The organism is Lentzea sokolovensis (assembly GCF_033949975.1).
Classification (GTDB): Bacteria; Actinomycetota; Actinomycetes; order Mycobacteriales; family Pseudonocardiaceae; genus Lentzea; species Lentzea sokolovensis.
On sequence record NZ_JAXAVU010000017.1, the window covers coordinates 192,327 to 218,391 of the forward strand.

Below are 26,065 nucleotides of genomic sequence, written 5' to 3' on the forward strand. Positions count from 1 at the left end.
AGCGCGAAGTCCTGCAGAAACCAACGACTTCGCTCATCAATGACCGATATTTCGCAGTTGTACAAAGTTGAGCGGTAATCACTTACCTGACTGATCTATCAGACACACCTTGTGGCACCGCGATTACGCGCGGTATGGTCTAGACCTTCAATCGCCGCCGCGATGTAACGGGAGTACGCACACATCAAGGCAAAGGAAGTCACATGAAGATTGGACGCAGGGTTACTGCTGCCATGGCCGGCGTTCTCGCCGCACCGTTGATCGTCGTGGCTCTCCCCTCCGGCACGGCGTTCGCGCACGGCTACGTGAACTCACCTGCCAGCCGTCAGGCGCAGTGCGCCACCAACGCTGCCCTGAACTGCGGTGCGATCCGCTGGGAACCGCAGTCGGTGGAGGGTCCCAAGGGTCTGCAGAGCTGCCACGCCAACCTGTCGCAGTTCGCGGAGCTCAGCAACGACAACAAGGGCTGGAAGGTCACCAACACCGGCCGTTCGGTGACGTTCAACTGGACGTTCACCGCCCGCCACCGCACGCGTGACTACGACTACTTCGTCGACGGCCGCAAGGTCGCGACCTTCAGCGGCAACAACCAGCAGCCGCCGGCCACCGTGTCGCACACCGTCAACGTCGGCTCGGCCGGCCGCCACAAGGTCCTGGCCGTGTGGAACATCGGCGACACCGCGATGGCGTTCTACTCCTGCATCGACATCAACGCGAGCTGATCACTGACCGCGTGAGGTCCCCTTCCTCTCACGCAACAGTGCGTCGACGTCGAACGGCATCAGGTTCAACGGCGGACCGGACAACGGTTTCCGCAGCGCGTCGAGGATCTCCGCGTTCATCTGCTCGATGATCGAGCGCGCTTCCTCGTCGGTCGTGGCCGCCAGAGCGCGGGCCCTGGCGGTCTCGGCCTGCTTGCGCAGCACGAGGGAAGGGGGCAACCCTGCAGTGCCCTCTTCCTCCCGGACCTTCCTCTTGATCCACCAGTCCTCTTCGAGCGCCTCTCCCGCCCCGGGCAACGGTTTGCCGGCACTCGGCAGGTCGTCGAACTCACCGCGTTCCTGGGCTTCGCGGATCTGCCTGTCGATCCACGACTCGAAGCCCATGCCTGGCGGCTTCCGTTGTGTCATGGGGAAAACCTCCTGACCGCGGACTTGATCGCCTCCGCGAACGCGGGGCTGCCCTTGTGGCCACTGTCGTCCACGAGGGTCAGCTCGGCGTCCGGCCACCCCTGCGCCAGCGCGTAGGCCGTGTCCGCCGGACAGCTCAGGTCACGCCGCCCGTGGATCAGCGCGGCCGGGATGCCGGCGAGCTTGCCGACGTTTCCCAGCAGGTCGTCCACGAAGCCGTGGTTCGCGTAGTAGTGGGCGATGATCCGCACGAGCGCGAGCACCTCGTCCGACGCCCGATCGGCGAACACGTCCGGCTTGCCGAAGTTCTCCAGCGACAGCACGGTGTCCTCCCACCGGCACCACTCGAGCGCGGCCTGCTCCCGCACGGCCGGATCCGGGCTCTCCATCAGGTCCGCGTACGCCCGCACGACGTCCGGCGCGTCACCGGCGTGCGCGCTGAACCTCGCCCAGGCCTCCGGGAAGAACCTGGAAACGCCCTTGTAGAGCCAGTCCACCTCGCGCTGCGACGACATCGTCACCGCGATGAGGATCAGCTCGGAGACGCGCTCGGGATGCCGTTGCGCGTAGGCGACCGCGAGCGTCGTTCCCCAGGAACCGCCGTACAGCAGCCACTTCTCGATGCCGAGGTGCTCGCGGAGCTTCTCCATGTCCGCGAGCAGGTGTTCGGTGGTGTTGACGCTCATGTCCGCCGCAGGGTCGCTGGCGTGCGGCGTGCTCTGGCCACAGCCCCGCTGGTGGAAGATCACGATCCGGAACTTCTCGGCGTCGAGCGACCTCCGCGCGCCCTTCGCCGGTCCGCCCGGTCCGCCGTGGAGGAACACGGCAGGCTTGCCGTCCGGGTTGCCGACGGTCTCCCAGTAGACCTGGTTGCCGTCGCCGACGTCGAGCATGCCGTGTTCGTAGGGCTCCATGATCCCGAGCGTACCGACCTACACCGACAGTGCCTTCCAGGTCAGTCCGGCGTCGTCCGACCGGTAGACCTCGGCGAACTCCTGGCCGGGACCGCCGCGCACCAGCGTGGCGTGCCGCGAGTCCGAGAACGCCAGGTCCTCGAACGGCGGCCCTCCGAGCGTGAGCGGCGTGTCCCACTTCGCGCCGGGACCGCGGTGCACGAACGACCAGTCGCGCCCGGTCGCGGCCACCAGCGCCGCCTCCGGGGACACCGCGAAGCCCGTCGTGATGCCCTCGCGCGGCGGCACGCCAACGGTCTTGAACGGCTCACCGCCCGCGGCCCGGCGCAGTTCCTTCGTCATGTTCCCGAAGCCGGGATCGAAGCTGCACAACGCATAGCGGTCAGCACCGACCGTGCCGAGCCGGGTGGCCGAGAACTCGGTGCAGGGCGCCGGTTCCTCCAGCCAGCCCGCCGGCGACCGGGTCCAGTACCGGCTCTCCACGCCGATCGTCGACAGCGAGACCTGACCGGCGGCGATCTCCCCGCGCGACTGCCCCTTGACCTCGACGCCCGGCACCGGCTTCCACGAGTCGAGCCACAGCTCGCGGTGGAACAGCCTCGACGACGTGCCGTCGTAGATCACCGCGAGGAACCCGGAGCTGTCGAAGCCCAGCGCGCCAACGGTTCCCTTGATGCCGGACGGTTCCCAGCGCGTGCCGCCGTTGCCGGTGACGAACAGCTGCTCGCCGTCGGTCACCATGCCTACAGCGTCGTTCGCGAAGAGCACCCGCAGCCGGTCGGTCTCCGGCACGGACAGCGCCGGGGTCGTCACCCTCGTCCACGACGCGCCGCCGTCGAACGTGCGGACGAGCTGCGGGCAGTTCGCGGTCTGACACAGCGTGTCGAGGCCCAGCACCCAGCCGCGGTCAGCGGCGGGCCACGACGTCGACGCGGGCACGACACCGGTGCCCGCGTGCGCGACGGAAGCGGTCAATCCGGTCAGCAGCACCGAAACAGCAAGAACAGCAATGCGTTTCCCCCACATCGCCTTCTCCCCTCAAGAGGCTGATTCCCACTCAACACCTCTTGCCCGTGAAGCGGCAACCACCCACAACGTCACCAAAACCCCGGCCCCGCCCGCCAGAACGAGAATCAGCTGGGGACCGAGGGTGTCGATGAGCAGACCACCGACGACGTAAGAAATCGCCGCGGCCACACCGATCCCGCCGTAGAAGTTGCCGAACACCCTGCCCGTTCGATCACCGGGCACGAGCCGCTGGATCAGCGTGCTGTGCGCGACGTCCATCGCCGCGATTCCCAGTCCCCGCACCGCCTGCAGCGCGAACGCCGACGCGACGCCCCACGCCAGACCGGTGAACAGGTTGCCGGCGCTGCTGATCAGGAACCCGGTGACGAGCAGCGTGACCATGCTCCACCGCGCCGATCCCCTGGCCAGCAACGCATAGCCCAGAAGCAGACCAATGCCGACCGCGCCGAGGACGACACCGGCCACGCTCTCCGACTCGCCGAACACCCCCATCGTCAGCTGCAGCACCGCGACGTCGTCGATGGCGGTGCACGCGACGACACCGCAGAAGCCCAGGAAGACGATCCGCAACGCCCGGTTGCGCCAGATCTCGCTCACACCGGCCTTCACGTCGGTGAACACCGTCTCCCCCTGCTCGGACGGCACGACGAGTTTCGGCAGGCGCAGCAACAACAACGCCGACAGGCCGAACGAGACCGCGTCCACGAGCAGCACGCCGCGGGTGTCCATGAACTGCAGAAGCACGGCCGCGAGGAACGGCCCGATGACGTCGGCGCTGTTGGATCCCAGGCCCAGCGCGGTGTTCGCCTGCGCGAGGTCCTTCTCCGCGACCAGGCTCGGCACCGCCGCCCGCGACGCCGGGATGAAGATCTGCCCGATCACGGCCCGCACGCCGACCAGGGCGAGCAGGATCGGCAACGGCGGCAGCGTGAACGCGATGACCGCCAGCAGCACGCCCTGCGCGACCTCGCAGACGATCATGACGGTGCGCCGGTCGAACCTGTCGCTGATGACCCCGGTCAGCGGACTGAGCAACGACGGCGCGAAGTCGCCCACGAGCAGCAGCGCCGCCACCGCGATCGCTTTGCCCAGCACGGACTGCACGTGCACCATCAGCGTGACGAGACTGAGTGCGTCCCCCACAACAGAAGCGACCCGTGCGGTGCTGAGCACGCGCAACGGGCCGTTTTCCTTCAGAAGCGTCAGCACATGGCTACTTTGCCAACACCTGGTCGAGCTGGTCAGCCAATTTGTTCATGATCCCGGCGTAGGAGGAGTAGCTCAGCGGGGCGACCGCGTTCCACTCGACGAACCGGCCGGCCTGCACCGCGGGCAGGCCCTGGAAGACCGGGTGGCCCTCCTTCATCTGCTCCGGGTTGAGCACGTGCTGGCGGGTGTCCCACATGATCACGTGCTCTTTGTACGTGCCGGAGTTCTCCCACGACAGCGACTGGAAGTAGCCACCGCCCTCGGCGTCGGGCTTGTCCGGCATGAGCAGCGGCAGGCCCAGTTCCTTGACGTACCAGTCGAGATCCGGGTTGCGGGCCGGGACGGCGACGTAGAAGAGCTTCGGGTCCGCGCCGATGACCTGGATCTTCTGGTTCGCGGCCGTCATCTTCGTGCCGATGGCCTTGAGCCGGTCGGCGGCCTTGGTGAACGCCTCCTCGTCGGCCTTCACCTTCGCCGAGTCGACGTCGGCGCCGAGCGACTGGGCGAGCTCCTTGAAGCGCTTCACGCCGTCGGGCAGCTGGATCTTCGACTGGCCGATGCCGACGGTCGGGGCGATCTTGGAGACCTTCTCCTCGAACTCGGCGGTGAGGTGCCAGAGCCCGGAGACCTCGGGGTAGTAGCCGGCGACGACCAGGTCGGCGTTCAGCGCGGCGAACTTCTCGAAGTCGATCTCGCCGTAGCCGGGGCCGGTGATGTCGGTGACCTGGCTCGGGTCGACGCTGCCGGCCTCCGGGTCGGTCGTGCCGTCCGCGCGCTTGAGCGGGCCGAACGTGCCGACGACGTTGATGCCGTAGTCCTTGAGGGCACCCGCGGCGGACACCTGCGCGACGACGCGTTCCGGACGCTTGGGCGCGGTGACCTCCTTACCGCGATCGTCCTTGAAGGACCATTGGCCACTTCCCTGCTCCGCGGGAGCGTTTCCACCGCACCCGGCCACCAGGCCGAGCAGCAGAACCGCGGCGACTGTCCTGCGCACCTGTCCACCTCCTGATTTAGGCTTGCCTAACCTATCAAGAGAGTTCGGACACCGGGAATTTGCGGTAGGTTGGTCACCGTGCGGAATCAACTGACGACAGGGCGTCGTTTCGCCGTCGTCATCGCACTGATGCTGATCGCGGTGTTCGTGCTCCATCCGGCCTGTCCGCCGGAGCCCACCCACCACGGCGCGTTCACCCCCGGCATCTCCGGCGAGTTCTGCCACCACGGCCAGACCCACCACGCGTCACCCGCGGCGCCCGCGCAGGCCGCCGTCCAGATCAGCCCGCTGTCCTTCACCGTGCCGGACGCGGACGACGAGCACGTCGTGCGGCCCGCCCGCGCAGCGCGGCCGCCGTCGCGCGGCGAGCACGTGACCGCGGGCCGCACACTGCTGCTCGACCTCGGAATCTCGCGGACATAGGCCGGCCCCCGCCCCTTTCACCGGCCTGTCACCACGTTTTTCCGAGGGAACCCCCATGTCTGTACCCGTGCTGGACACGAGCACGCCCGTGCTCTGGATCGACGAACTCTCGCGCACCTCCGACTCCGGTTTCTGGGCGAAGCTGGAGAGCGCCAACCCCGGCGGCGGCATGAAGGACCGCGCCGCCCTGCACATGATCGGCCGCGCCCTGGAGCGTGGTGATCTCCGCCAGGACGGCCACGTCGTGGAGTCCACCAGCGGCACGCTCGGCCTCGGCCTGGCGCTCGCCGGCATCACGCACGGAATCCCGGTCACCCTCGTGACCGACCCCGGCCTGGAACCGATCATCCAGCGGATGCTGCGCGCGTACGGCGCGACCGTGGACGTCGTCGACCGTCCACATCCGACCGGCGGCTGGCAGGAGGCCCGCCGGCAGCGGGTCGCCGAACTGATGACGTCGCTGCCCGGCGCCTACTGCCCCGACCAGTACGGCAACCCCGACAACGTCGCCGCCTACGCTCCGCTGGCCCACGAACTGGCCGCACAGCTGGGACACGTGGACGTGCTCGTGTGCGCCGTGGGCACCGGTGGGCACAGCGCGGGCGTGTCCTCGGTGCTGCGTCAGCACTTCCCGGCGTTACGCCTGGCCGGGGTCGACACGATCGGGTCGACGATCTTCGGCCAGCCCGCCCGGACCCGGCTGATGCGCGGGCTCGGGTCGAGCATCTTCCCGCGCAACGTCGACTACGCCGCGTTCGACCAGGTGCACTGGGTGAACCCCGGCGAGGCCGTGTGGGCGTGCCGGGCACTGGCCTCGCGGCACTACGCGAGCGGCGGCTGGAGCGTCGGCGCGGTCGCCCTCGTGGCCTCCTGGCTGGCGCGGACCTCCCCGCCCGGCACGCGGATCGCCGCCGTGTTCCCGGATGGGCCGCAGCGCTACTTCGACACCGTCTTCAGCGACGAGTACTGCGCCGCTCACGGACTGCTCGGCGTGGTTCCCGCCGTGGATCCCGCCGAGATCTCCTCACTGGGAGAACGCGAAGTGCTGTCGTGGACCATGTGCCGGTCCGTTGTGGACCCCCTGGCGGTGACGGCGTGATCGCGCAGTTCCGCTCGTTCGACCGCAGCGTGCAGTTGTTGCTGCTCAACCAGTTCAGCATCAACGTGGGCTTCTACATGTTGATGCCGTATCTCGCCTCGCACCTGTCGGTGACGCTGGCGCTGGCCGGGTGGGCCGTCGGGCTCGTCCTGGGGGTGCGGAACTTCGCACAGCAGGGCATGTTCCTGATCGGCGGGACGCTGGCGGATCGCCTGGGTTACAAGCCTTTGATCGTGGCGGGTTGTGCGTTGCGGACCGGCGGGTTCGCGTTGCTCGGGCTCGTGGACGGGGTGCCGGCGCTGGTGATCGCCTCGGCGGCCACCGGGTTCGCCGGGGCGTTGTTCAACCCTGCCGTGCGGGCGTACGTGGCCGCTGATGCCGGGCCACGGCGCGTGGAGGCGTTCGCGCTGTTCAACGTCTTCTACCAGACCGGAATCCTGGTGGGGCCGTTGATCGGTCTGGCGTTGACGGCCGTGGACTTCCGGCTGACGTGCCTGGTCGCGGCCTTCGTGTTCCTCGTGCTGACGGTGTTGCAGTGGCGGTCGCTGCCCGCGCGGGCCGGTTCGCCGTCCGGGGACTCGGTGCTCGCGGACTGGCGGCTGGTCTTCTCGAACCGGCGGTTCGTGCTGTTCGCGCTGGCGATGACCGGCTCGTACGTGCTGTCGTTCCAGGTCTACTTGGCGCTGCCGCTGGCTTCGGGGTCGGCGGTGCTGACCGCCGTGTTGTTCGCGGTGTCGGGCGTGCTGGCGGTGGCAGGTCAGCTGCGGGTGACGGCGTGGGCGCGCGCTCGTCTCGGACCTGACCGGTCGCTCGCCGCCGGGATGGCGGTGCTGGGCCTGGCGTTCCTGCCCGCGATCCACGGCGGCCCCGGGCTGGTCCTGTGCGCGGCTCTGCTCGCACTGGGGACGATGGTGGTGTTCCCGTTCGAGATGGACAAGATCGTCTCGTTGTCGGGCGACCGGCTCGTGGCGACGCACTACGGCCTCTACAACACGGTCGTGGGCGTCGGGATCCTGCTCGGCAACCTGCTCACCGGCGTCGGGTTCGACGCTGCCGGGCGTGCTGGTGTGCCGTGGGTGCCGTGGCTCGTTCTCACGGCGCTGGGACTCGGGTGCGCGTGGGCGTTGAAGAAGTTGGCGGCACGTGTCGATTCCGAGGTCGCCGGTTCGACGTCCTAGCAGAAGGAAGGTTCCGGATCGGAGGGTCGCCATGATCGCCACGCTCATCGCCACACTGGTCGAGGAAGACCACGCGGAGGACGACGGCGTCCTGGCGCCCGACGACCGCCTGACCTGCCACGTGCACGGTCGCTGGATCCACCAGTGCGTCTCGTCGCCGGTGCACGTCAACCCGGTCACGCGGCACCGCTGGTGCCGCGGCTGCGACTCGCCGCTGGGCGTCGTGGTCGACGAGCTCGCCGGTGCCGTCGCGATGCGCTGCCCCCGCTGTGGGCACGGGGGCAGCGCCGCCACCGCCCGTCTGCTCGCCGCGTGCCGTGCCTCGATCGAGGCACACCGGGCCGCCTGATCGGGTGACACCGCCCGAATTGTCCCTTTGACACAATATGTTGCTCTTCGTGTCTATCACTTCACGCATCGCGACCGTTCTGGCCACCACCGCCGGGATCGCCCTCGTGAGCGCTTCACCCGCGCTCGCCGACGAACTCGTGGACGTCGAGTTCGACGCACCGGTGCTCGTGGTCGACGGACCGCTCGTCGACCTCGACTGAACCCCTGCGCCCGTTCGGCCGTACGCCTCCTCAGTAGCCGATTCCGACTCCTGAGGAGGCCGCGTGCCCGGCCGTGCTGCAAGGACTACCGCTTTGGCCGCCGTGATCGCCGCGACGGTGGTGTCGATGCCTTCGGCGCACGCGCAACCAGCCGACGACGCGCTCAAGGTCTACAACGACCTGACGCGAGAGGCCGAGACGCTCAGCCAGGACCACCTCAAGGCGCAGAGCGACCTGTCGAGGGCGAACGGGATCGTGGTCGCCGCCACCGAGGCGGAGAAGAAGGCGCTGGCCGAGTCGGAGCAGTTCCGCGGCCAGGTCGACACGCTGACCGAGGCGACGTTCGAGGGCGCCCGGCTCAACGACCTGTCGGCGTTCCTGACCTCGACGTCCCAGCAGGACTTCCTGGAACGCATGCAGGCGATGAACATCATCGCCGCCGACCAGAACGAGGCGGTGTCGCGCATGAGCGCCACGCTGGCCGCGGCCACGAAGGCGCGCACCGACGCCGCCGCGGCAGCCTCGGCGGCGGACAAGCTCGCCGGTGAGGTGTCCACCCGCAAGGTCGCCATGGACCAGCAGGTGACGGTCGCGCGGAACAAGCTCCAGTCGCTGACCGCCCCGCAGCGGCAGACGCTGGCCAATCCCGGCCCGAAGGTGCCCGTGGGCTCCGTGAACGTGCCGGCGGGCGCGGCCGGGGTCGCCCTGAACTTCGCGCTGGGCGAGCAGGGCAAGCCGTACGTGTTCGGCTCGAACGGACCGAACTCGTGGGACTGCTCGTCGCTGATGCAGGCCGCCTACCGCGCCGCGGGCGTGTCCATTCCGCGCGTCACCTACGACCAGGCGAAGGTCGGTCGCGGTGTGGGTCGCGGCGAAGTCGCGCCCGGCGACCTCATCATCTACTACGCAGGTCAGTCGCATGTGGCCATGGCCGTCGACGGCACCCGCGCGGTGCACGCGTCCACCGAGGGCGTGCCGGTGAAGATCGCGAACATCGACTCGATCGGACCCATTTCGGTGATTCGCCGGGTTGTCGGGTGACGGTTCTCTCCCACCCCGCGATAAACCCACGTGGACGACTGTGAGAGCGTGCCTCCAGGTGAACTGCTGAGGACCCGGTGCTAGACGAGGGCAAGGTCATTCCGTAACCTGTCCGAGACCTTCGGCCCAGCAGTTAACCCACTCGGGGCACACGCCAAGGTTGTCGCCTTACGCGGAGTAGTTCTCGCGGGGCGGCTGCCAGGAAAAAGGAGGAACCGCGACGTGGTGTCGCAACCCTCACGCCGCATCGTGCGTGGAGCTCTCGTAGCGACGGCAGCAGTCGTCGCGGCGGCGCTCCCGACGGCGCCGGCCACCGCACAGCCCAACGCCGCGGACGCGCTCAAGAAGTACAACGAGCTGCAGGAGCAGGCGTCCAAGCTCAACCAGGACCACCTGAAGGTCCAGGACGACCTCAAGGCCAAGCAGGGTGAGCTGGACAAGGCCAAGGGTGACCTGGCCAGCGCCCAGAAGGCCGAGGAAGAACTCCGCGGGCAGGTGGACCTCCTCACCGAGGCCACCAACTCGGGCGCGAACTTCAGCCAGATCTCCGCACTGCTGGTGAGCGACTCGCAGCAGGACTTCCTCAACCGCATGTCGGCCATCAACATCCTCGCGGCCGACAACGCCGAGGCGCTGCAGAAGCTGACCGACGCCGTCAACGCCGCGGACAACGCGACGAAGACGGCGACCGAGGCGACCGAGACGTCGAAGAAGCTGCTGGCCGAAATGGACCAGAAGAAGGCTGACCTCGACAAGCAGCTCGCGGACGCCAAGAAGGTCTACGACGGCCTGAGCTCCACGGTCAAGAACCAGATGCTGCAGAACGGCGACATGTCGAACATCTCGGTCCCGGCCGGTGCCGCGGGCCGGGCTCTGCAGTTCGCACTCGACCAGCGCGGCGAGCCCTACGTCTACGGCTCCAACGGCCCGAACTCGTGGGACTGCTCGTCGCTGATCCAGAAGGCGTACGCCTCGGCGGGCGTCTCCATCGGCCGCACCAGCTACGCGCAGGCGGCCGCCGGTCGCTCGGTCAGCCGTAGCGAGGTCAAGGCCGGCGACATCATCGTCTACTACTCGAGCCAGTCCCACGTGGCGATGGCGGTGGACGGCATTCGCGCCGTGCACGCGTCGACCGAGGGTGTGCCGGTGAAGATCGCCGACATCGACTCGATCGGCCCGATCTCGGTCATCCGCCGCATCGAGGGCTGACCTCCAGATCTTGTCGAACGCCCCCTGCCTTCTGGCAGGGGGCGTTTTTCACTCCCTCGGGTGCACGTGCTTTCGTGGCCCTGCGGGACGGGCCCGCCTTGACTAGGTTCCGCTTCGGGCGCCGCCGTTTCGGGCGGCCGCCGTCGTCCGAAGTGGAGCGTTGTAGTGGACACCTTGCAAGCCGGGCAGGAAATCACCCGCGGCCAGCAGTTGACGAGCGTCAACGGGTACATGCTGACCCTGCAGTCCGACGGGAACCTGGTGCTCTCGGAGGACTCCGGCACGGTGTGGGCCAGCGGCACCGACGGCAAGGGCGCGGTGCGGGCCAAGCTGCAGGACGACGGCAACTTCGTGCTCTACACGAGCGACGAGAACGCCGTGTGGTCCACCGGCACCCAGGGCAACGAGGGCTCGCGCCTGGTCCTGCAGGACGACAGGAACCTGGTCGTGTTCGCCGCCGACGGCAGCGCACGGTGGGCCAGCAACACCAACACCGACACGCCGCAGCCCACCCCCGAGGCGGCCGCTCCGGCTCCGGCCCCGGTCGAGGAGGCCTCGGCCGCGCCCGCCGCGCCGGCCGTGCAGACCTACACCGTCGAGGGCGGCGACTCGCTGTGGGCGATCGCCGAGCGCTTCTACGGCGACGGCAACCGCTACGGCGACATCGCGTCCGCCAACGGGATCTCGAACCCGGACCTCATCCACCCCGGTCAGGTGCTGACCATTCCCTGATCCCGGGGGTGTCACGAGACGGGCCGGATCCCCTCACGTCCTGAGGGGTCCGGCCCGTTTCGCACGTCAGGCATGATCAACGCTGATCCCACCTGACCAAGAATTCCTCGCGCTCAGCCAGGCTGGTCCTGGCGCGCGATCGCGAAGGCCGGGTTGCCCTCGTCGTCCTGGCGCACGTCGAGGACCTTGTCCTCCAGGTACTCGGCGGCGGCCGGCTCCAGGATGACCTTCGCCCCTGCGGGCGCCGCCACCACCTCGTCCCCGTCGACGGGCTGGCTCAGCGACAGCTCCAGGGCGGCCTGGCTGTTCTGTTCGGTGGCCAGGGCGAAGCGCAGGCCGGTGTCGTCGGTGGTGCCATCGGACTGGGAGGTCAGCTCGTTGATGACCTCGGCAGCCATCGGCGTCACTTCGAGCATGTCGGCCCCTAACATCGGAAACAAGAAACTCGTTCCGTGTTCCCGGCCTGAACCGTTCTCAATCACCGCACGCCGAAGTCCCAGGTAGAAGGCCCGTTGGGCGGGCCGTGGTGCTCTGCGGGCCCGGTGTCACCGCCTGCGGGCGGGACCGCATCAGTCCGACGCTCGTGGCGAACAGGGACGGCGCCGCCACCCAGGCACCCAGGCGGCGACGCCGCCGACAACCGTGCCGCTCCTGACGCCCACGCCGTCGACACCTGGCGCAGGACTTCTCCCCCAGGTCACCGGGCCCCTGTCACGCGACGCGATGCGCCTGCCGGTGACCACCGGCGCCTGGCCCAGGACCTCTCTCCAGTAACCGGGCGCGTCACGCGACGCGATGCGATGCGATGCGCTGCCAACATCACCAACGTCTGACACAGGACTTCTCTCCGGTGACCGGACGCGCGGCGCGGTGCGCCTGCCGCGACGGCTGGCCCAGGACCTCACTCCAGTAACCGGACGCGTCACGCGATGCGACCCGCCCGCCGGAACACCACCAACGCCTGGACCAGGACCTCACTCCGGTGACCGGACGCGCCACCCGACGCGATGCACCTGCCACGACGCCACCGACGCCCGACACAGAACCTCTCTCCGGTAGCCGAACCCGTCACGCGACGCGGTGCGCCTGCCGCGACACCTCGTTCCGCACGTGCCCGCAGGCCGAGCACACCCGCGGCACCGGCACCAGTTCGGCGACCAGCTTCCAAGAGTCGGCGAACGACGGCACCTCCTGCCCCGGCGTGAGCAGGCTGTCGAGCACCTCCTGGCGGCGCCGCCCCTTCTCGCGGCTGCGCTCCACCGGGTCGCGGCGGTGGGCCAGGGCGCGCGACTCCGCCCGTGCGCGCTCGCCGTCCGACGTGAGGCCGGTCGCGCGGCGTGGGGCGTGCAGGGCGGCGTTGCGGCGGTTCACCCGGTACCACTCGCCGAGCGAGACGCCGGACAACGGTGGCTTGGCTAGGCCCGCGCCGTCCGCCGTCCAGGTGCGCAGGCGGGCGCGCAGGAACTCGTGCGCCACCTGGGCACGCGAGCGAGGGCGGCCCTGGCGGGTGCCGTCCGGCTTCTTGTCGATGGCCACGAGCAGGGCGTCGACGCACCAGCCCGCCGTGAACCACGGTTCGAGCAGGCGCCGGACCCAGCGGCGGTCGGCGTCCGGCCACGAGGCGCGCACGCACAGGGACTCGACGGCGACGTCCACGTCGGCGTCGGTGGACGGCACCACTCGGCCTGGCCAGCGACGGGGTTCGATCTGCATCGGGAACTGACCTCCTCTAGCACGCCTGACGAACACCTGTTCGACAGGATGCCACGGGGGTCTGACAAAAAATGAACCTCCAGGCTCTGACCAGGGGAAACTCACCCGTTCAGCAGAGTCCGACCGGGGTCGCGGCGTGGTCACCGGGCACTCGGGGACCCCAGCGCTAACCTGCGGAAATGACCCACCACGAGCCCCACGACGAGGTCACCGGCGACCGGATGAACTGGCTGCGCGCGGGAGTCCTCGGCGCGAACGACGGCATCGTCTCCACCGCCAGCCTCGTGGTGGGTGTCGCCGGAGCCACCACGGACCGCGCCCAGATCCTCGTCGCGGGTCTCGCCGGCCTCTTCGCGGGCGCGATGTCCATGGCCAGCGGCGAGTACGTGTCCGTCAGCAGCCAGCGCGACGCCGAACGCGCCCTCCTCGCCCAGGAGCGCAGAGAGCTCCGGGACATGCCGGAGCAGGAGCTCGAAGAGCTCAAGGAGATCTACGAGGGCAAGGGCCTCGACGCGGACACCGCCGAGGAGGTCGCCAAGCAGCTCACCGAGCACGACGCCCTGGCCGCCCACGCCGAGGCCGAGCTGCACATCGACCCGGACGAGCTGACGAACCCGTGGGGCGCCGCCATCGCGAGCTTCATCGCGTTCACCATCGGCGCCCTGCTCCCGCTCGCCGCGATCGCGTTCACGAGCACCACCCTGCGCGTGCCGGTCACCGTCGTCGCCGCGATCCTCGCCCTGGCTCTCACCGGCTTCGTCAGCGCCAGGCTCAGCGGCGCGGCCAAGCGGCGTGCCGTCGTCCGCAACGTCGTGGGCGGCCTGATCGCCATGGGCGTCACCTATGCGATCGGTTCGCTCGTCGGCCAAAGCATTGGATGACGCCGAACTGGGTATTGCGGTGGACATGAGCGAAGAACGCGGTGCCTACATCCAGGAGAGCGAAGTCGAGGGTCTCGACGAGGACAACCTCGGCCACGACCCGCTGGAGACCGAGCCGGAGGAAGGCTGGGCCGAGTCCAACCGGTACGGAACGACCGAGTACGAGCAGGCACATCCAAGGCCGCTCGATGAACGCCTCAAAGAAGAACGCAGCGATGTCGGCGAGACGGGTGCATGATCGAACCATGAGCCTCGGCCTCCCGGACAAGATCACAGCACTGCTGTTCGACCTCGACGGCGTGCTCACCAGCACCGCCGTGCTGCACCGGCAGGCCTGGCGGCAGACGTTCGAAGCCATGGGCCAGTCGTTCAGCGAGCAGGACTATCTCGCGTACGTGGACGGAAAGCCGCGCTACGACGGTGTCCGCAGCTTCCTGACCTCGCGCGGACTCACGCCGTCGGAGGACGAGATCCGCCGCATCGGCGACCAGAAGAACGACCTGGTCAACGAGATCATCGACAAAGAGGGCATCACGCCGTACCCCGCGTCGGTCAGCTATCTCAAGGCCGCGCGCGAGGCCGGCCTGCCCATCGGCGTCGTCACGTCCTCGGCCAACGCCATGCGCGTGCTGCGTTCCGGCAACCTGCTCGACTACGTCGACGCGCTGGTGGACGGCAACGTGATCACCGCGTCGAACCTGCGGGGCAAACCGGCGCCGGACTCGTTCGTCGAGGGCGCCAGAAGACTGAAGACGGCACCGGAGAACGCCGCGGTCTTCGAGGACGCGCTCGCGGGCGTGCAGGCGGGGCACGACGGCGGTTTCGGGTTCGTCGTGGGCGTCGACCGCGGCCACCAGCGTGACGCGCTGAAGTCGCACGGCGCCGACGTGGTCGTCGACGAGCTCGACGAGCTGCTCTCATGAGCTACGCCGTCGAACCGTGGCAGCTGCGGTGGCAGGGTCTGTCGGTGGACGACCTGCACCAGACCGAGTCGACGTTCGCACTGGCCAACGGCCACATCGGCCTGCGCGGCACGCTCGACGAGGGCGAGCCGCGCGGACTGCCCGGCACGTACCTCAACGGCTTCTACGAAGAGCACCAGCTGCCGTACGGCGAGGGCGGCTACGGCTACCCGGAGGCGGGCCAGACCGTCGTCAACGTCACCGACGGCAAGATCATCCGGCTGCTGGTCGAGGACGAGCCGCTGGACATGCGCTACGGCAACGCCATCGAGCACGAACGCACGCTCGACTTCCGCTCCGGCACGTTGCGCCGCCGCACGGTCTGGGAGTCGCCGACGGGCAGGCGTGTGACCGTGCGCAGCGAACGGCTGGTGTCGTTCACGCAGCGCGCGGTCGTGGCCATCCGCTACGAGGTCGAGCCGATGGACGACCTGCAGCTCGTCGTGCAGTCCGATCTGCTGGCCAACGAGCCGACCGTGAGCCGCAGCAACGATCCCCGCGTCGCCGCCGCGCTGGACGCCCCGCTGGTCAACGACTTCAAGATGGCCGAGAAGATGCGGGCGGTGCTGTGCCACCGCACCAAGGTGTCCGGTCTGCGCATGGCCGCCGCGATGGACCACGAGGTCGAGGTCGACGGCGTCGACGTCCGCACCGAGATCCGCGCCGAGGACGACCTGGCCCGGTTCACCGCGGCCGTCGACGTACCGGCGGGCGGGTGCCTGAAGCTGACCAAGTACCTGGCCTACGGCTGGTCGGGGCAGCGGTCGACGCCAGCGCTGCGAGCGCAGGTCGAGGCGGCTCTGGCCGGTGCGTGCCAGACCGGCTGGGAGGGGCTCGTCGGGGAGCAGAAGGAGTTCCTGGACGACTTCTGGGAGGTCGCCGACATCGAGATCGACGGCGACGACCAGCTGCAGCAGGCGATCAGGTTCGCGCTGTTCCACATCCTGCAGGCCGGGGCGCGCGGTGAATCCCGTGCCATCCCTGGAAAAGGTCTCACCGGACCGGGCTACGACGGCCACGCGTTCTGGGACACCGAGATGTTCGTGCTCCCGGTGCTCACCTACACGCTGCCCGACGCCGCCCGCGACGCGCTGCGGTGGCGTCACGCCACTTTGGACAAGGCCCGCGACCGCGCGAAAGTGCTGGGGCTCAAGGGCGCCGCGTTCCCGTGGCGTTCGATCAACGGCGCCGAGTGCTCCGCGTACTGGCCCGCGGGCACGGCCGCGTTCCACGTCTCCGGCGACGTCGCCTACGCCACCCAGCAGTACCTGAACGCCACCGGTGACGAGGACTTCGACCGCGACGAAGCCACCGAGATCCTCGTGGAGACCGCACGGCTGTGGTGCTCGCTGGGCCATCACGACCGGCACGACGGGTTCCGCATCGACGGGGTGACGGGCCCGGACGAGTACTCGGCGATCGTCGACAACAACGTCTACACGAACCTGATCGCGCAGCAGAACCTGCGGGCGGCCGCCAACGCCGCCGAACGGAATCCCTGTGACGCGACGGAAGAAGAGATCGCGGCCTGGCGCAGGGCCGCGGACGCGATGGCGATCCCGTACGACGAGATGCTGCAGGTGCATCCGCAGGCGGACAACTTCACCAAGCACGCCGAGTGGGACTTCGAGAACACCCCGGAGGAGAAGTACCCGCTGCTGCTGCACTTCCCGTACTTCGACCTGTACCGCCGCCAGGTTGTGAAGCAGGCGGACCTGGTGCTCGCGATGCACGTGCGCGGCGACGCGTTCACCGAGGACGAGAAGGCCCGCAACTTCGCCTACTACGAGGCCCGCACGGTGCGCGACTCGTCGTTGTCGGCGGGCACGCAGGCGGTGCTGGCGGCCGAGGTCGGGCACCTCGGGCTGGCGTTCGACTACCTCGTCGAGGCCGCGTTCACCGATCTGCACGACCTGCACGGCAACGTCACCAACGGCCTGCACATGGCGTCGCTGGCGGGTGCGTGGACGGCGCTGGTGGCCGGGTTCGGCGGCATGCGCGACCACGGCGGCGAGCTGACGTTCGCGCCGCGGATGCCGGCCGAGCTGACCCGCTTCTCGTTCCGAATGTCGTTCCAGGGCACGAGAATCGCTGTGGACGTGTGCCAGAGCGAGGCCACCTACCGGATCGTGGACGGCACGTCGCTGACCACGAAGCACCACGGCGAGACGATCACGATCACGGCGGACGCCCCGGTGACCATGCCGATCCCGAAGGCTCCCGACCTCGAGCGACCTCCGTCGCCGTTCGGCCGGGAGCCTCGCAGACACTAGTGGTGATCGGCTCGGGCGACTGCCGGATCCGACCAGCCCCGTGAGAGGGGGAGCCGACCGGATCGGAGCGCGTCGCGCTGCTGGGTCACCCATTGCTCGACCTGATCCGCGGATTCCGCGACGGGCCGGTCCGTGGTGTCGACCAGGTGGGTGGACCACCGCTGATCGTCGGCGGTCCACCCGGTCCACCGGTGCCAGGCCATCCGAGGCCAGCTGCCGTCGATGACGGCCTCGGGCAGGTGCCGGGGATTCCTGGCGTGCTCGCGGTGCCAGGCGGCCCAGCCGAGGAAGGCGTCGACCGTCGGCGCGTCCCACCGGCCCGCGTCGCGCGTGGTGAGTCTGCTCCGCCTGACCTCGTCGGACACGTCGACCAGGCACACCGCGATTCCCTCCAGCAGCGGGGCGCTGGGAGCGGCCAGCACCTCTCCCAGCGGGGATTGCCCGGTGAGCAGGAGGTCGACCCCGCGGTCCTGGTACTCCAGCGCGCGACGCACCCACCTCTCGGTCTCGCGGTGACGCCAGTGGCGATCGGCGCTGTCAGGTACGCCGACCTCGTCGAAGTCGTGCACGGCGAGCCGCCCCAGCCGGTCGCCCGCGGAGAAGGCGAGCGTGGTCTTGCCCGAACAGCTGGAGCCGGTCAGCTTGAGCAGCATCGCACCAGGGTGGCAGGCCGGGGTGGTGTCCTCGAAAGGTTTTCCCGGCCTGCGGGGCCGCGCCCCTAGCCCAGTCGGGAGACCTGATAATGCGCGATCAGGTCTCCCTTCACCAGCACGCTCAGGTTGACGGTGATGGTGGGCCGGTCGACGAACGAGAAATCGACGGACAAATAGCCGAGAACCAGATCTTCGGCCAGCCGGCGCGTTTCCAGAATCTTGTACTCGGCCTTCAGGCCGATGGGCTGGGAATCGTAGTAGGCCGCGACAGCCTGCCGTCCGACTCCGTACGGGTGCAGCCCCTGGAAAAGGGCGTCCTCGGTGAAGTTCGACGCCACGCGCTCGGGATCGTGCGCGTCCACGGCGTCCTTCCACCGGTCCATGACGTCTTCGAGGACCATGTCAGTGCCCCGCGCTCTGGCCGCCGTCGACGTGCAGGATCTCGCCCGTCACGAAGCCGGCCTGTTCGAGGAACGTGATCGCGTCCACGACCTCGGAGATCTCGCCGATCCGGCCGACGGGGTGCAGCCCGGCGAGCGTCTCGTGGGTCTCCGGGGCGTGCATCGGCGTCTTGATGATGCCGAGCGCGACGGTGTTGAAGCGGATGTTCCTGGCCGCGTACTCGACGGCGAGGGACTTGGTGACGGCGTTCAGACCGCCCTTGGTCAGCGACGCGAGCGCGGACGGGACCGCGGACAGCGCGTGATCGACCAGGGTCGTGGACACGTTCACGACGTGGCCGCCGTTGTCGCCGATCGCCGCCACGGCGGCACGCGTGATGTCGAAGAACCCGATGAGGTTGGTACCGGTGACGGTCGCGAAGTCCTCGTCGGTGTACTCGGTGAACGGCTTGGCGACGAAGATGCCGGCGTTGTTCACGAGCGAGTCGACGCGGCCGAACCGCGCCAGCGTCTCCTGGACGACCCGTGCGCCCTCGCCCGTCTTGCTGAGGTCGGCGCGAATCGCGAGCACCTCGGGGTCGTCGGAAGCGTCGATGGAACGCGAGACCGCGACAACCGAATAGCCGAGCTTGCGATAGGCGGGAACGAGTGCCGCGCCAATTCCCTGCGACGCTCCCGTGACGATTGCCACCTTGCTGGTCATTTTCCTGCTCGCTTTCGAAGGAGGAGTAGCGGATCTGACAGCCACAACGGCCCGCGAACCGGGTTCATTTCGCGGAATTGCGACCCGTTTCCTCCCTCGTGCGAGGCTCAGCCTCTCAGCGCACGATAGGGGTCGTCCGAGGGCAGCCACGCGCGGTCCAGACCGAGGTCGCCGACGTTCCGCACGATCGCGTCGGCGGCGGCGATGACGTCCGCCCGTTCCTCGTCCTCGCGGCGCACCAGCGACCAGGTCCACACGACCTCGGGATCGACGACGGGCCGTTGCACGAGATCCGGCGGCAACGGCGTCGTCTGCCCCTTCGGCGAGTTGAGCACCGGCGTCGTGCACACCCGCACGTGGTCGAAGAACGCCGGCCCGGTGATGGCGCCGTTGTGGATGCGCCGGACGGCACAGCCGGTGTCCCGCGCGAACTCCTCGGCGTAGTCGTTCCAGGACTGCCACGACGTCACGTCGTCGTCCACCAGCACCGCGATGTCCTTGGCCTGGACGGGACTCGTGTCCGTGCCCACCGCCACCGCGTACAGCCGATCCGCGCCGAGCAGTTGCGCGGTCAGGCCGAGTTGGGCCGCTTCGGACCTGCGGATCCAGCACACGGCCAGGTCGAGGCTGCCGTCCGCCACCCGCGCCGCCTGCTGGTGCGACGGCACGACCCAGGCGTCCACGTAGAGCTGCGCGACCCCGGCCGTGCGGGCGGTCAGGTCCGGCGGCAGCCAGTTCACGTACCCGATCCGCACCGGCCGCGACCCGGACAGCTGTCGCGCGTGCCGTTGCAGCTCATCGGCCCGTTCGAGCAGCGCCCGCACCTCGGGGACCAGCGCGGCACCGGCGGACGTCAGCGCGACGGTGCGGCGGTCACGGGCGAACAGCGGCACGCCGAGGTCCCGTTCGAGCGCCTTGATCTGCTGCGACAACGACGGCCCCGCGATCAGCAGACGCGCCGCCGCCCGGCCGAAGTGCAGTTCTTCGGCGACCGCGAGGAAGTACCGGAGTTGACGCAGTTCCACATCGGGCATCCTAGGTCGCGTCCTGCAGGTCTCGTCCGCGACAGTCGCGGCCGAGGGCCCCGGAGGCGGCACCGCCGGAACGCCCGAATACGCCCGGTATGAGGGCGCTCGGGCGGCACCGCCTCCGGGTCTCTCGCCCGTGACTCTCATCGAACGGACCTGCAGGACACGACCTAGGAGGCTCAGGCTCCCACGCAGGAGAAAGCCGGTCGTGGCGTCCGTCGCCGCGGGGTCGCACGATGAGGTCATGAGAGAGTTCATCGTCGAGATCACCACCACGATCCCGGACGGCACACCCCAGTCCGAAGTGGACTCGCGCCGCGCGGCCGAAGCGGTGCGGGCCAAGGAACTCACCACGAGCGGCAACCTCGTCCGGCTGTGGCGGCCGATCGGCGAGATGCGCAGCATCGGTCTGTGGCGGGCCGACGACGAGGCCGACCTGCACGCTCATGTGCTCGGCACGCTGCCGTTGAGCCCGTGGATGGCGTTCACCGTCACGGCCGTGCAACCTCACCCGAACGACCCCGGCCGGCTGTGAGCGCCCGCCAGGCCGCCGCGGCACTCGCGGCGGCCATGGGAATCGGACGGTTCGTCTACACGCCGATCCTGCCGCTGATGACCGCGCAGGCAGGTCTGTCCGCCGCCTCGGCCGCGTCCCTGGCCACCGCCAACTACCTGGGCTACTTCGTCGGTGCGCTCGCCACGATCGTGCGGGCGCCGTCACGGACCACGAACCGTGTCGCGCTCGTGCTGCTCGTGGCCACCCTCGCCGGGATGCCGCTGGTGCACGGCATGGCCGCGTGGTTCGTGCTGCGGCTGGTGGCCGGGGTGGCGAGCGCGGTGGTGTTCGTGGCGGCGGTGAACGCGCGACCGGGGTGGGGTATGAGCGGCGTCGGGGTGGGGATCGCGTTGTCGGGGCTGCTGGGCTGGAGCGACTGGGGGACGGCCTGGTGGCTGGCGGCCGGCATGGCGGCGGTGCTGACGGCCGTGGCGTGGGGGCTGGAGCCCGGCGCACCGAAACTGTCAGACCTGCCTGAGATGATTGGAGTGGGGGCTCGACGCCCCCTGGGGGCCGGTGAGTCGGGATCGATCCAGCGGCCGCACGAGCCACGCGTGAGCCGTTCCACCCGGCGAGCGTTCGCCACCCTGTTCGCCGCTTACACCCTCGAAGGCGTCGGCTACATCATCGCGGGAACGTTCCTGGTCGCGGCGATCAGCGGCCCTCTCGGCAGCACCTCGTGGATCCTGGTCGGAGTCTCCGCCGCCCTCTCCCCCGTCCTGATGGCCCGGCTCGGCAACGGCCGCCCGGTGCTGGTGGCCGCCCTCGCCGTCCAGGCCGTGGGCATCGCGCTGCCCGCACTCGTCAGCACCACCGCCGCCGCCCTGATCGCGGTCGTCCTGTTCGGCGGCACGTTCATCGGCATCGCCGCCACCGCCCTCAAGCTCGGCACCGACCTCGGCTTCCCGAGAGCCGCGGCCACCCTCACGGCCGGCTACTCGGCGGGCCAGATCATCGGCCCGCTCGTCGCCACCCCGTTGCTGCACAACGGCTACCACCAGGCGTTGCTGCTGGCGGCCGCGATCGTCGCGCTGGCCGCGATCACAGCTCCAGCACCACTTTCACGTCACCGGGACGCGACTCGAACGCCTCCGCGAAGGATTCCAGCGGCACCCGCCGAGTGATCATCGCCGACAGCCAGGCGTCGTCCGCGCGGTCCAGCACCGCCGAGGCCTCCCGGTAGTGCCGCACGTTCGCGTTGACCGTCCCGAACACGATCCCGTTGCGCAGCACCATGTCCCGGTTGATCTGCCCGATGTCGGCCGGGATCACCTCGGTCGACGGCACCCCGGTCAGGCACACCAGGTCGCGCCCGAGCAGCCGCGCGACCAGTGACGGCGCCCCGGTCGCCTCGATCACGACCGGGCAGTCGGGCAGCGTCCGGTGGTAGGTGGCGCCGAGCGACTCGACGAGCGCGGGCTTCGGGCCGTCGGCGGCCAGGTCGAACACGTGCACGTCCAGTCCTCGCTGCACCCCGATCAACGCCGCCAGCAGCCCGATCGGCCCGGCTCCCGTCACCAGCACGCTCTCGAACGGGAACGGCGCCAGCCGGTCCAGCCGCTCCCACGCCTTCACGACCACCGACGCCGGCTCGACCAGAACACCTGTCGGGGAACTGACACCGACGGCATAAGCGGCGGGCACTGTCCACAAAGTCGAGCCGTAGCCGTCGAGGCCCGTGATCCCGCGCTCGGTGTACTGCCCGTTCCGGCACATGTCGAACTCTCCGCGCGCACACGCCACGCACGGCACCGGATCGGGTCTGCGGACCACTCCGGCGACCAGCGACCCCGGCTCGAACCCCGGTCCGCTGATCACCCGTCCGAGCGACTCGTGCCCGATCACGAGAGTTCCGCCGACGCCGAACTCGCCGCGCACGATCTCGCGGTCCGTCCCGCAGATGCCGATCGCCACGCCCTCGACCAGCAGGTCCTCCGGTCCCGGCTCCGGATCGGACAGTTCGGTCAGGGACAGGGACCCGGGCCGTGCAAGATCAACCGTCAGTGCGCGCATGAAGACCATTCTTGACATATCAACAGCGACGCGCTGGTATGAGAGCGCTCTCACCGCCGCTGAAAAGGTCGCTGCCTGTCTCAGTGAGGAGATAGTCGATGCGCAAGCTCCTGCTGCTCGCGACATCGGCCCTGTTAGGGCTGACAACGATGTCCGCACCTGCTGTTCAAGCCGCTCCACCCAACCTGCTCCCGCTCACCGTCACGAACAGCTCGGGCCGCGGCGACGCGACCCACCTGTACGTGTTCGGCGAGATGGGCGGCCGGCTCGGCTACGTGAACGCGAACGGCCAGTTCACGGCCTGGTCCGGAGGCGGAATCCCGCCGACCCCGGCACCGGACGTCTCGATCCCCGGTCCCGGGAACGGCGCCAGCCGGACCCTGCAGATCCCGCTCAACCTCGCCGGCGGCCGGCTCTACATGTCCTTCCGGGACAAGCTGAAGTTCTCCCTGGTCCCGGGCGGCCTGGTGCAGCCCGCGCCGTGGGCCGCGGGCGACCCGAACCGCGACATCCTGTTCGACTGGAGCGAGTTCACCTACAACGGCGGCGGGCTGTGGTTGAACAGCTCGCAGGTGGACATGTTCTCGGTGCCCCACGCGGTCGAGGCGACCTCGCAGAGCGGCGTCACCAAGAAGACCGGCCAGCTGGTCTCCAACGGGCGCAACCGCATCTTCGACCAGCACCAGCAGCTCGGCGGTGACTGGGCGCGGCTGATCCACACCCGCTCGGACGGCACGCGGCTGCGCGTGCTGAACCCGAGCAAGGGTCTCGACGCGGGCGTGTTCTCCGGCTCGTACTTCGCGAACTACGTCAGCAGCGCCTGGTCGACGTACCAGAACACGCCGCTGACCGTCGTGCCGTACCAGAACGAGCCGAACCGCAGGTTCACCGGACGCTTCAGCGGCGGGAACCTCAACTTCACCAACACGGCGGGCCAGCAGGTCGCGTCGTTCCAGCAGCCGTCCACCCGTGACGTCTTCAACTGCGACGGCCGCCTCGCGGCGCCCAACAACGACGTCGGCGCGATCTCGCGTTCGCTGTGCGCCGGGCTCAACCGCTCGACGTTCGGCTTCATCCACACCCAGCCGACCTACAACGCGGCCGACTTCTACACCCGCGCGACCACGAACCACTTCTCGAAGATCGTGCACCAGAACATGGCCGACGGGAAGGCCTACGGCTTCGCGTTCGATGACGTCGGCGCGTTCGAGTCACTTGTTCACGAACCGAACCCGCGTTCGGCGAAAGTCACGCTGACCGGATTTTAAACCGAAGCAATCTTGCTTTTGATCGACTTTCACTCCACTGTGTGAGACGCCGTCGCCGCGGCTCTCACACAGTGGAGTCGTTGTGTGCGTACGGGTCCTGCTGGTCGAAGACGACGAGCGAATCCAGCAGGCGTTGAGCCTTGCTCTGTCCGACGAGGGATTCACCGTTGACGAGGCAGGTTCGGGCGAAGAGGCGTTACAACGTTTGGAGACGGAATCCTTCGACGTGGTGCTGGTCGACCTCACGTTGCCCGGCATGGACGGCCTGGAGGTCGTGCGGGCCCTCCGATCACGCGGTGACCTGCCGATAATCGTGGTGACGGCGCGAACGGACGCCCGTGACGTGATCACCGGACTGGAGGCGGGAGCGGACGACTACGTCACGAAACCGTTGATGGCCGGAGTTCTCGCCGCCCGCATCCGCGCGTTGTTGCGCAGACGCGGGCCGGGCCGTGAAGCCGTTCGGATCGGGGAACTGGAAATCCGTCCGCAGGAAGGGCTCGTGCACCGGGCGGGGGAACGCGTTCATCTCACCAGGACGGAATTCCGGCTGTTGCTGGAACTCGCTGGTGCGAGCGGCCGAATCGTCACCAGGGAACAGTTGCTGCAAAAGGTTTGGGGATATGACTACTTCGGTGACACCCGGCTGCTCGACGTGCACATAAGGAGACTTCGCCGCAAGATCGAGGCCAACCCGGATGATCCCGAGCTGGTGCTCACCGTGCGCGGCACCGGCTATCGGATCCGCTCGTGAGACTCACGCTGCGCTGCCGGGTCACCCTCTCGTTCGGTTTCGGCCTGCTGGTCGTCACGAGCGTGCTGGCGTTCGCGACCTGGAACCTCGCCTCCGGCTACATGCTGCGGCAACGGGAGGCGAGCGCGACCAGGCAGGCCGAGGTCAACGTGCGGCTGGTCGAGCGGTCGCTGGCCTCGCCCGGCTTCGACGAGCTGCTGACCGGCCTCACCACCGGGCCCGACTCGTCGATCCTGGTGATGAGCCCGGAGGGCCTGGTGACGGCGGGCCGCAAGGTCGAGCCGTCGCAGCTGCCTGCCGGACTGGTGGAGCACCCGCCGGGCAAGGAGCGGATCACCGTGGACGGCCTGCCGATGCTCGCCGTCGCACGGCCGGTGGCGGGCAACGCCGTCTACGTCGAACTGTTCGGGCTGCAACAGCTCAACCGGACGTTCGCGTTCCTGAGCGCGGTGCTGATCGCCGGCACGATCGGGTCTGCGCTGCTCGGGGCGGCACTGGGGTCGTGGGCGTCGAAGCGGGCGCTGAAACCGTTGACGGAGCTGAACTGCGCGGCGGGCAGGATCGCCGGCGGTGATCTGCACGCCCGGCTGCCCGACCAGGACGACCCGGATCTCGCGGCGCTGGCGGCGAAGTTCAACTCGACGGCCCAGGCGCTGGAGCAGAGAGCGTTGCGGGACGCCCGGTTCGCGTCGGACGTCTCGCACGAGCTGCGGTCGCCGTTGACGACGATGGTGAACGCGGGCGCAGTGCTGCGCCGGCGTCGCGAGCACCTGCCCGGCACCGCGGGAACGGCGCTGGAACTGCTGACCTCGGAGGTCGACAGGTTCGCGCGGATGGTCGTGGACCTGCTGGAGATCTCCCGGGCGGACCAGACCGACGACCCCGCGCCGGAGGAGATCGCGCTGGACGCGTTGGTGCGCAATGTGATCGCGACCCGCGTGCCCGTGCCGGTTGACCTGGAGCCCGCCGTGGTGCTGGGCGACCGGCGCAGGCTCGACCGGGTGCTGACCAACCTGCTGGACAACGCCGAGCGGCACGCCGGTGGCGCGGTGCTGGTGTCCGTGCGGACCGCCGGTTCTTCCGCGCGGCTGGCGGTGGAGGACGCCGGGCCCGGCGTGCCAGAGGGGTTGCGGGAGGAGATCTTCGAACGGTTCGCGCGCGGGGTGATGGCGGGCAGCCGGGGTGACGACACGGGCAGCGGGCTGGGGCTGGCGCTGGTCCGCGACCACGTCAATCGACTGGGCGGCCGGGTCTGGGTGGAGGACCGTGAGGCGGGCGGCTCGCGGTTCGTCGTCGAAATGGTCTTACGGAGTTCTGACGGCTAGCGCCTGGGGCACGCCGGGGCGTC

Annotated in this window: 30 protein-coding genes; 18 read left to right on the top strand and 12 right to left on the bottom strand. The window is 69.1% G+C overall.

Annotation, left to right across the window (positions count from 1 at the left end):
* Positions 1–203 precede the first annotated feature (203 nt).
* Positions 204–722: a lytic polysaccharide monooxygenase auxiliary activity family 9 protein gene (locus SK854_RS43840; RefSeq protein ID WP_319981102.1), complete on the top strand. Its 519-nt coding sequence runs from the start codon at positions 204–206 to the stop codon at positions 720–722.
* Here the strand turns inward: SK854_RS43840 and SK854_RS43845 are convergent, their stop codons facing one another.
* From SK854_RS43845 to SK854_RS43865, 5 genes are read right to left on the bottom strand one after another with little or no spacing between them, the layout of a single operon-like run.
* Positions 723–1,130: a DnaJ family domain-containing protein gene (locus SK854_RS43845; protein ID WP_319981103.1), complete on the bottom strand. Its 408-nt coding sequence runs from the start codon at positions 1,128–1,130 to the stop codon at positions 723–725.
* Positions 1,127–2,044: a prolyl aminopeptidase gene (gene pip, locus SK854_RS43850; RefSeq protein ID WP_319981104.1), complete on the bottom strand. Its 918-nt coding sequence runs from the start codon at positions 2,042–2,044 to the stop codon at positions 1,127–1,129. The genes SK854_RS43845 and pip overlap by 4 nt, the downstream gene beginning before the upstream one ends.
* An 18-nt stretch (positions 2,045–2,062) precedes the next feature.
* A complete protein-coding gene (locus SK854_RS43855) occupies positions 2,063–3,070 on the bottom strand; it encodes a hypothetical protein (RefSeq protein ID WP_319981105.1) in 1,008 nt (335 codons plus the stop codon).
* A gap of 12 nt (positions 3,071–3,082) precedes the next feature.
* Entirely contained in the window at positions 3,083–4,282 is a 1,200-nt protein-coding gene (locus tag SK854_RS43860; protein WP_319981106.1) for an MFS transporter, read from the bottom strand.
* 4 nt (positions 4,283–4,286) lie between these two features.
* Positions 4,287–5,279 carry an ABC transporter substrate-binding protein gene (locus SK854_RS43865; RefSeq protein WP_319981107.1) on the bottom strand — a complete coding sequence of 331 codons (993 nt, stop codon included), beginning with the start codon at positions 5,277–5,279 and terminating at the stop codon, positions 4,287–4,289.
* Positions 5,280–5,357: 78 nt separating this feature from the next.
* Between SK854_RS43865 and SK854_RS43870 the strand changes: the two genes are divergently transcribed.
* The 8 genes from SK854_RS43870 (at position 5,358) to SK854_RS43905 (ending at position 11,512) form a co-directional block, all read left to right on the top strand.
* Positions 5,358–5,702: a hypothetical protein gene (locus SK854_RS43870; protein ID WP_319981108.1), complete on the top strand. Its 345-nt coding sequence runs from the start codon at positions 5,358–5,360 to the stop codon at positions 5,700–5,702.
* A gap of 55 nt (positions 5,703–5,757) precedes the next feature.
* Entirely contained in the window at positions 5,758–6,801 is a 1,044-nt protein-coding gene (locus SK854_RS43875) for a PLP-dependent cysteine synthase family protein (protein ID WP_319981109.1), read from the top strand.
* Entirely contained in the window at positions 6,798–7,979 is a 1,182-nt protein-coding gene (locus SK854_RS43880) for an MFS transporter (protein ID WP_319981110.1), read from the top strand. Before SK854_RS43875 ends, SK854_RS43880 begins: the two co-directional genes overlap by 4 nt.
* Positions 7,980–8,010: 31 nt before the next feature.
* On the top strand, positions 8,011–8,328 hold the full coding sequence (locus SK854_RS43885) for a hypothetical protein (RefSeq protein ID WP_319981111.1): 318 nt from the start codon (positions 8,011–8,013) through the stop codon (positions 8,326–8,328).
* Positions 8,329–8,377: 49 nt separating this feature from the next.
* Entirely contained in the window at positions 8,378–8,530 is a 153-nt protein-coding gene (locus SK854_RS43890; RefSeq protein ID WP_319981112.1) for a hypothetical protein, read from the top strand.
* 63 nt (positions 8,531–8,593) lie between these two features.
* Positions 8,594–9,571, top strand: coding sequence for a C40 family peptidase (locus tag SK854_RS43895; RefSeq protein ID WP_319981113.1), 978 nt, complete (start codon positions 8,594–8,596; stop codon positions 9,569–9,571).
* 222 nt (positions 9,572–9,793) lie between these two features.
* The gene (locus SK854_RS43900; protein ID WP_319981114.1) at positions 9,794–10,780 is read left to right on the top strand and encodes a C40 family peptidase; all 987 of its coding nucleotides are present in this window, start codon (positions 9,794–9,796) and stop codon (positions 10,778–10,780) included.
* Positions 10,781–10,945: 165 nt separating this feature from the next.
* A complete protein-coding gene (locus SK854_RS43905; protein WP_319981115.1) occupies positions 10,946–11,512 on the top strand; it encodes a LysM peptidoglycan-binding domain-containing protein in 567 nt (188 codons plus the stop codon).
* Positions 11,513–11,625: 113 nt separating this feature from the next.
* Here the strand turns inward: SK854_RS43905 and SK854_RS43910 are convergent, their stop codons facing one another.
* Both SK854_RS43910 and SK854_RS43915 read right to left on the bottom strand, forming a co-directional pair.
* Entirely contained in the window at positions 11,626–11,928 is a 303-nt protein-coding gene (locus SK854_RS43910; RefSeq protein ID WP_319981116.1) for an iron-sulfur cluster biosynthesis protein, read from the bottom strand.
* 652 nt (positions 11,929–12,580) lie between these two features.
* Positions 12,581–13,225 carry a hypothetical protein gene (locus tag SK854_RS43915; protein WP_319981117.1) on the bottom strand — a complete coding sequence of 215 codons (645 nt, stop codon included), beginning with the start codon at positions 13,223–13,225 and terminating at the stop codon, positions 12,581–12,583.
* 179 nt (positions 13,226–13,404) lie between these two features.
* Between SK854_RS43915 and SK854_RS43920 the strand changes: the two genes are divergently transcribed.
* From SK854_RS43920 to SK854_RS43935, 4 genes are read left to right on the top strand one after another with little or no spacing between them, the layout of a single operon-like run.
* A complete protein-coding gene (locus SK854_RS43920; protein ID WP_319981118.1) occupies positions 13,405–14,106 on the top strand; it encodes a VIT1/CCC1 transporter family protein in 702 nt (233 codons plus the stop codon).
* A gap of 25 nt (positions 14,107–14,131) precedes the next feature.
* On the top strand, positions 14,132–14,344 hold the full coding sequence (locus SK854_RS43925) for a hypothetical protein (RefSeq protein ID WP_319981119.1): 213 nt from the start codon (positions 14,132–14,134) through the stop codon (positions 14,342–14,344).
* Between the two features lie 7 nt (positions 14,345–14,351).
* Positions 14,352–15,029: an HAD family hydrolase gene (locus SK854_RS43930; protein WP_319981120.1), complete on the top strand. Its 678-nt coding sequence runs from the start codon at positions 14,352–14,354 to the stop codon at positions 15,027–15,029.
* Positions 15,026–17,341 carry a glycoside hydrolase family 65 protein gene (locus tag SK854_RS43935; RefSeq protein WP_319981121.1) on the top strand — a complete coding sequence of 772 codons (2,316 nt, stop codon included), beginning with the start codon at positions 15,026–15,028 and terminating at the stop codon, positions 17,339–17,341. The genes SK854_RS43930 and SK854_RS43935 overlap by 4 nt, the downstream gene beginning before the upstream one ends.
* Here SK854_RS43935 and SK854_RS43940 read toward each other — a convergent pair.
* From SK854_RS43940 to SK854_RS43955, 4 genes are all read right to left on the bottom strand, one after another.
* The gene (locus tag SK854_RS43940; RefSeq protein WP_319981122.1) at positions 17,338–17,994 is read right to left on the bottom strand and encodes a DEAD/DEAH box helicase family protein; all 657 of its coding nucleotides are present in this window, start codon (positions 17,992–17,994) and stop codon (positions 17,338–17,340) included. The two genes, SK854_RS43935 and SK854_RS43940, sit on opposite strands and share 4 nt — an antisense overlap.
* A 65-nt stretch (positions 17,995–18,059) precedes the next feature.
* On the bottom strand, positions 18,060–18,395 hold the full coding sequence (locus SK854_RS43945; protein WP_319981123.1) for an SgcJ/EcaC family oxidoreductase: 336 nt from the start codon (positions 18,393–18,395) through the stop codon (positions 18,060–18,062).
* 1 nt (position 18,396) lies between these two features.
* Complete coding sequence (locus SK854_RS43950) at positions 18,397–19,098, bottom strand: SDR family NAD(P)-dependent oxidoreductase (protein WP_319981124.1); 702 nt, start codon at positions 19,096–19,098, stop codon at positions 18,397–18,399.
* Between the two features lie 107 nt (positions 19,099–19,205).
* Complete coding sequence (locus SK854_RS43955; RefSeq protein ID WP_406601899.1) at positions 19,206–20,132, bottom strand: LysR family transcriptional regulator; 927 nt, start codon at positions 20,130–20,132, stop codon at positions 19,206–19,208.
* A 238-nt stretch (positions 20,133–20,370) separates the two neighbouring features.
* Between SK854_RS43955 and SK854_RS43960 the strand changes: the two genes are divergently transcribed.
* Together SK854_RS43960 and SK854_RS43965 are read left to right on the top strand one after the other, a co-directional pair.
* Entirely contained in the window at positions 20,371–20,661 is a 291-nt protein-coding gene (locus SK854_RS43960; RefSeq protein ID WP_319981126.1) for a muconolactone Delta-isomerase family protein, read from the top strand.
* Positions 20,658–21,806 (top strand): YbfB/YjiJ family MFS transporter, encoded by a 1,149-nt coding sequence (locus SK854_RS43965; RefSeq protein ID WP_319981127.1) that lies wholly within the window; start codon positions 20,658–20,660, stop codon positions 21,804–21,806. Before SK854_RS43960 ends, SK854_RS43965 begins: the two co-directional genes overlap by 4 nt.
* Here SK854_RS43965 and SK854_RS43970 read toward each other — a convergent pair.
* On the bottom strand, positions 21,724–22,695 hold the full coding sequence (locus SK854_RS43970) for an alcohol dehydrogenase catalytic domain-containing protein (protein ID WP_319981128.1): 972 nt from the start codon (positions 22,693–22,695) through the stop codon (positions 21,724–21,726). The genes SK854_RS43965 and SK854_RS43970 overlap by 83 nt on opposite strands.
* Positions 22,696–22,793: 98 nt before the next feature.
* On the opposite strand from SK854_RS43970, the gene SK854_RS43975 reads away from it, so the two are divergent.
* From SK854_RS43975 to SK854_RS43985, 3 genes are all read left to right on the top strand, one after another.
* The gene (locus tag SK854_RS43975; RefSeq protein WP_319981129.1) at positions 22,794–23,963 is read left to right on the top strand and encodes a beta-1,3-glucanase family protein; all 1,170 of its coding nucleotides are present in this window, start codon (positions 22,794–22,796) and stop codon (positions 23,961–23,963) included.
* 82 nt (positions 23,964–24,045) lie between these two features.
* Complete coding sequence (locus tag SK854_RS43980; RefSeq protein ID WP_319981130.1) at positions 24,046–24,717, top strand: response regulator transcription factor; 672 nt, start codon at positions 24,046–24,048, stop codon at positions 24,715–24,717.
* Positions 24,714–26,042: a HAMP domain-containing sensor histidine kinase gene (locus SK854_RS43985; protein ID WP_319981131.1), complete on the top strand. Its 1,329-nt coding sequence runs from the start codon at positions 24,714–24,716 to the stop codon at positions 26,040–26,042. The genes SK854_RS43980 and SK854_RS43985 overlap by 4 nt, the downstream gene beginning before the upstream one ends.
* Positions 26,043–26,065 lie beyond the last annotated feature (23 nt).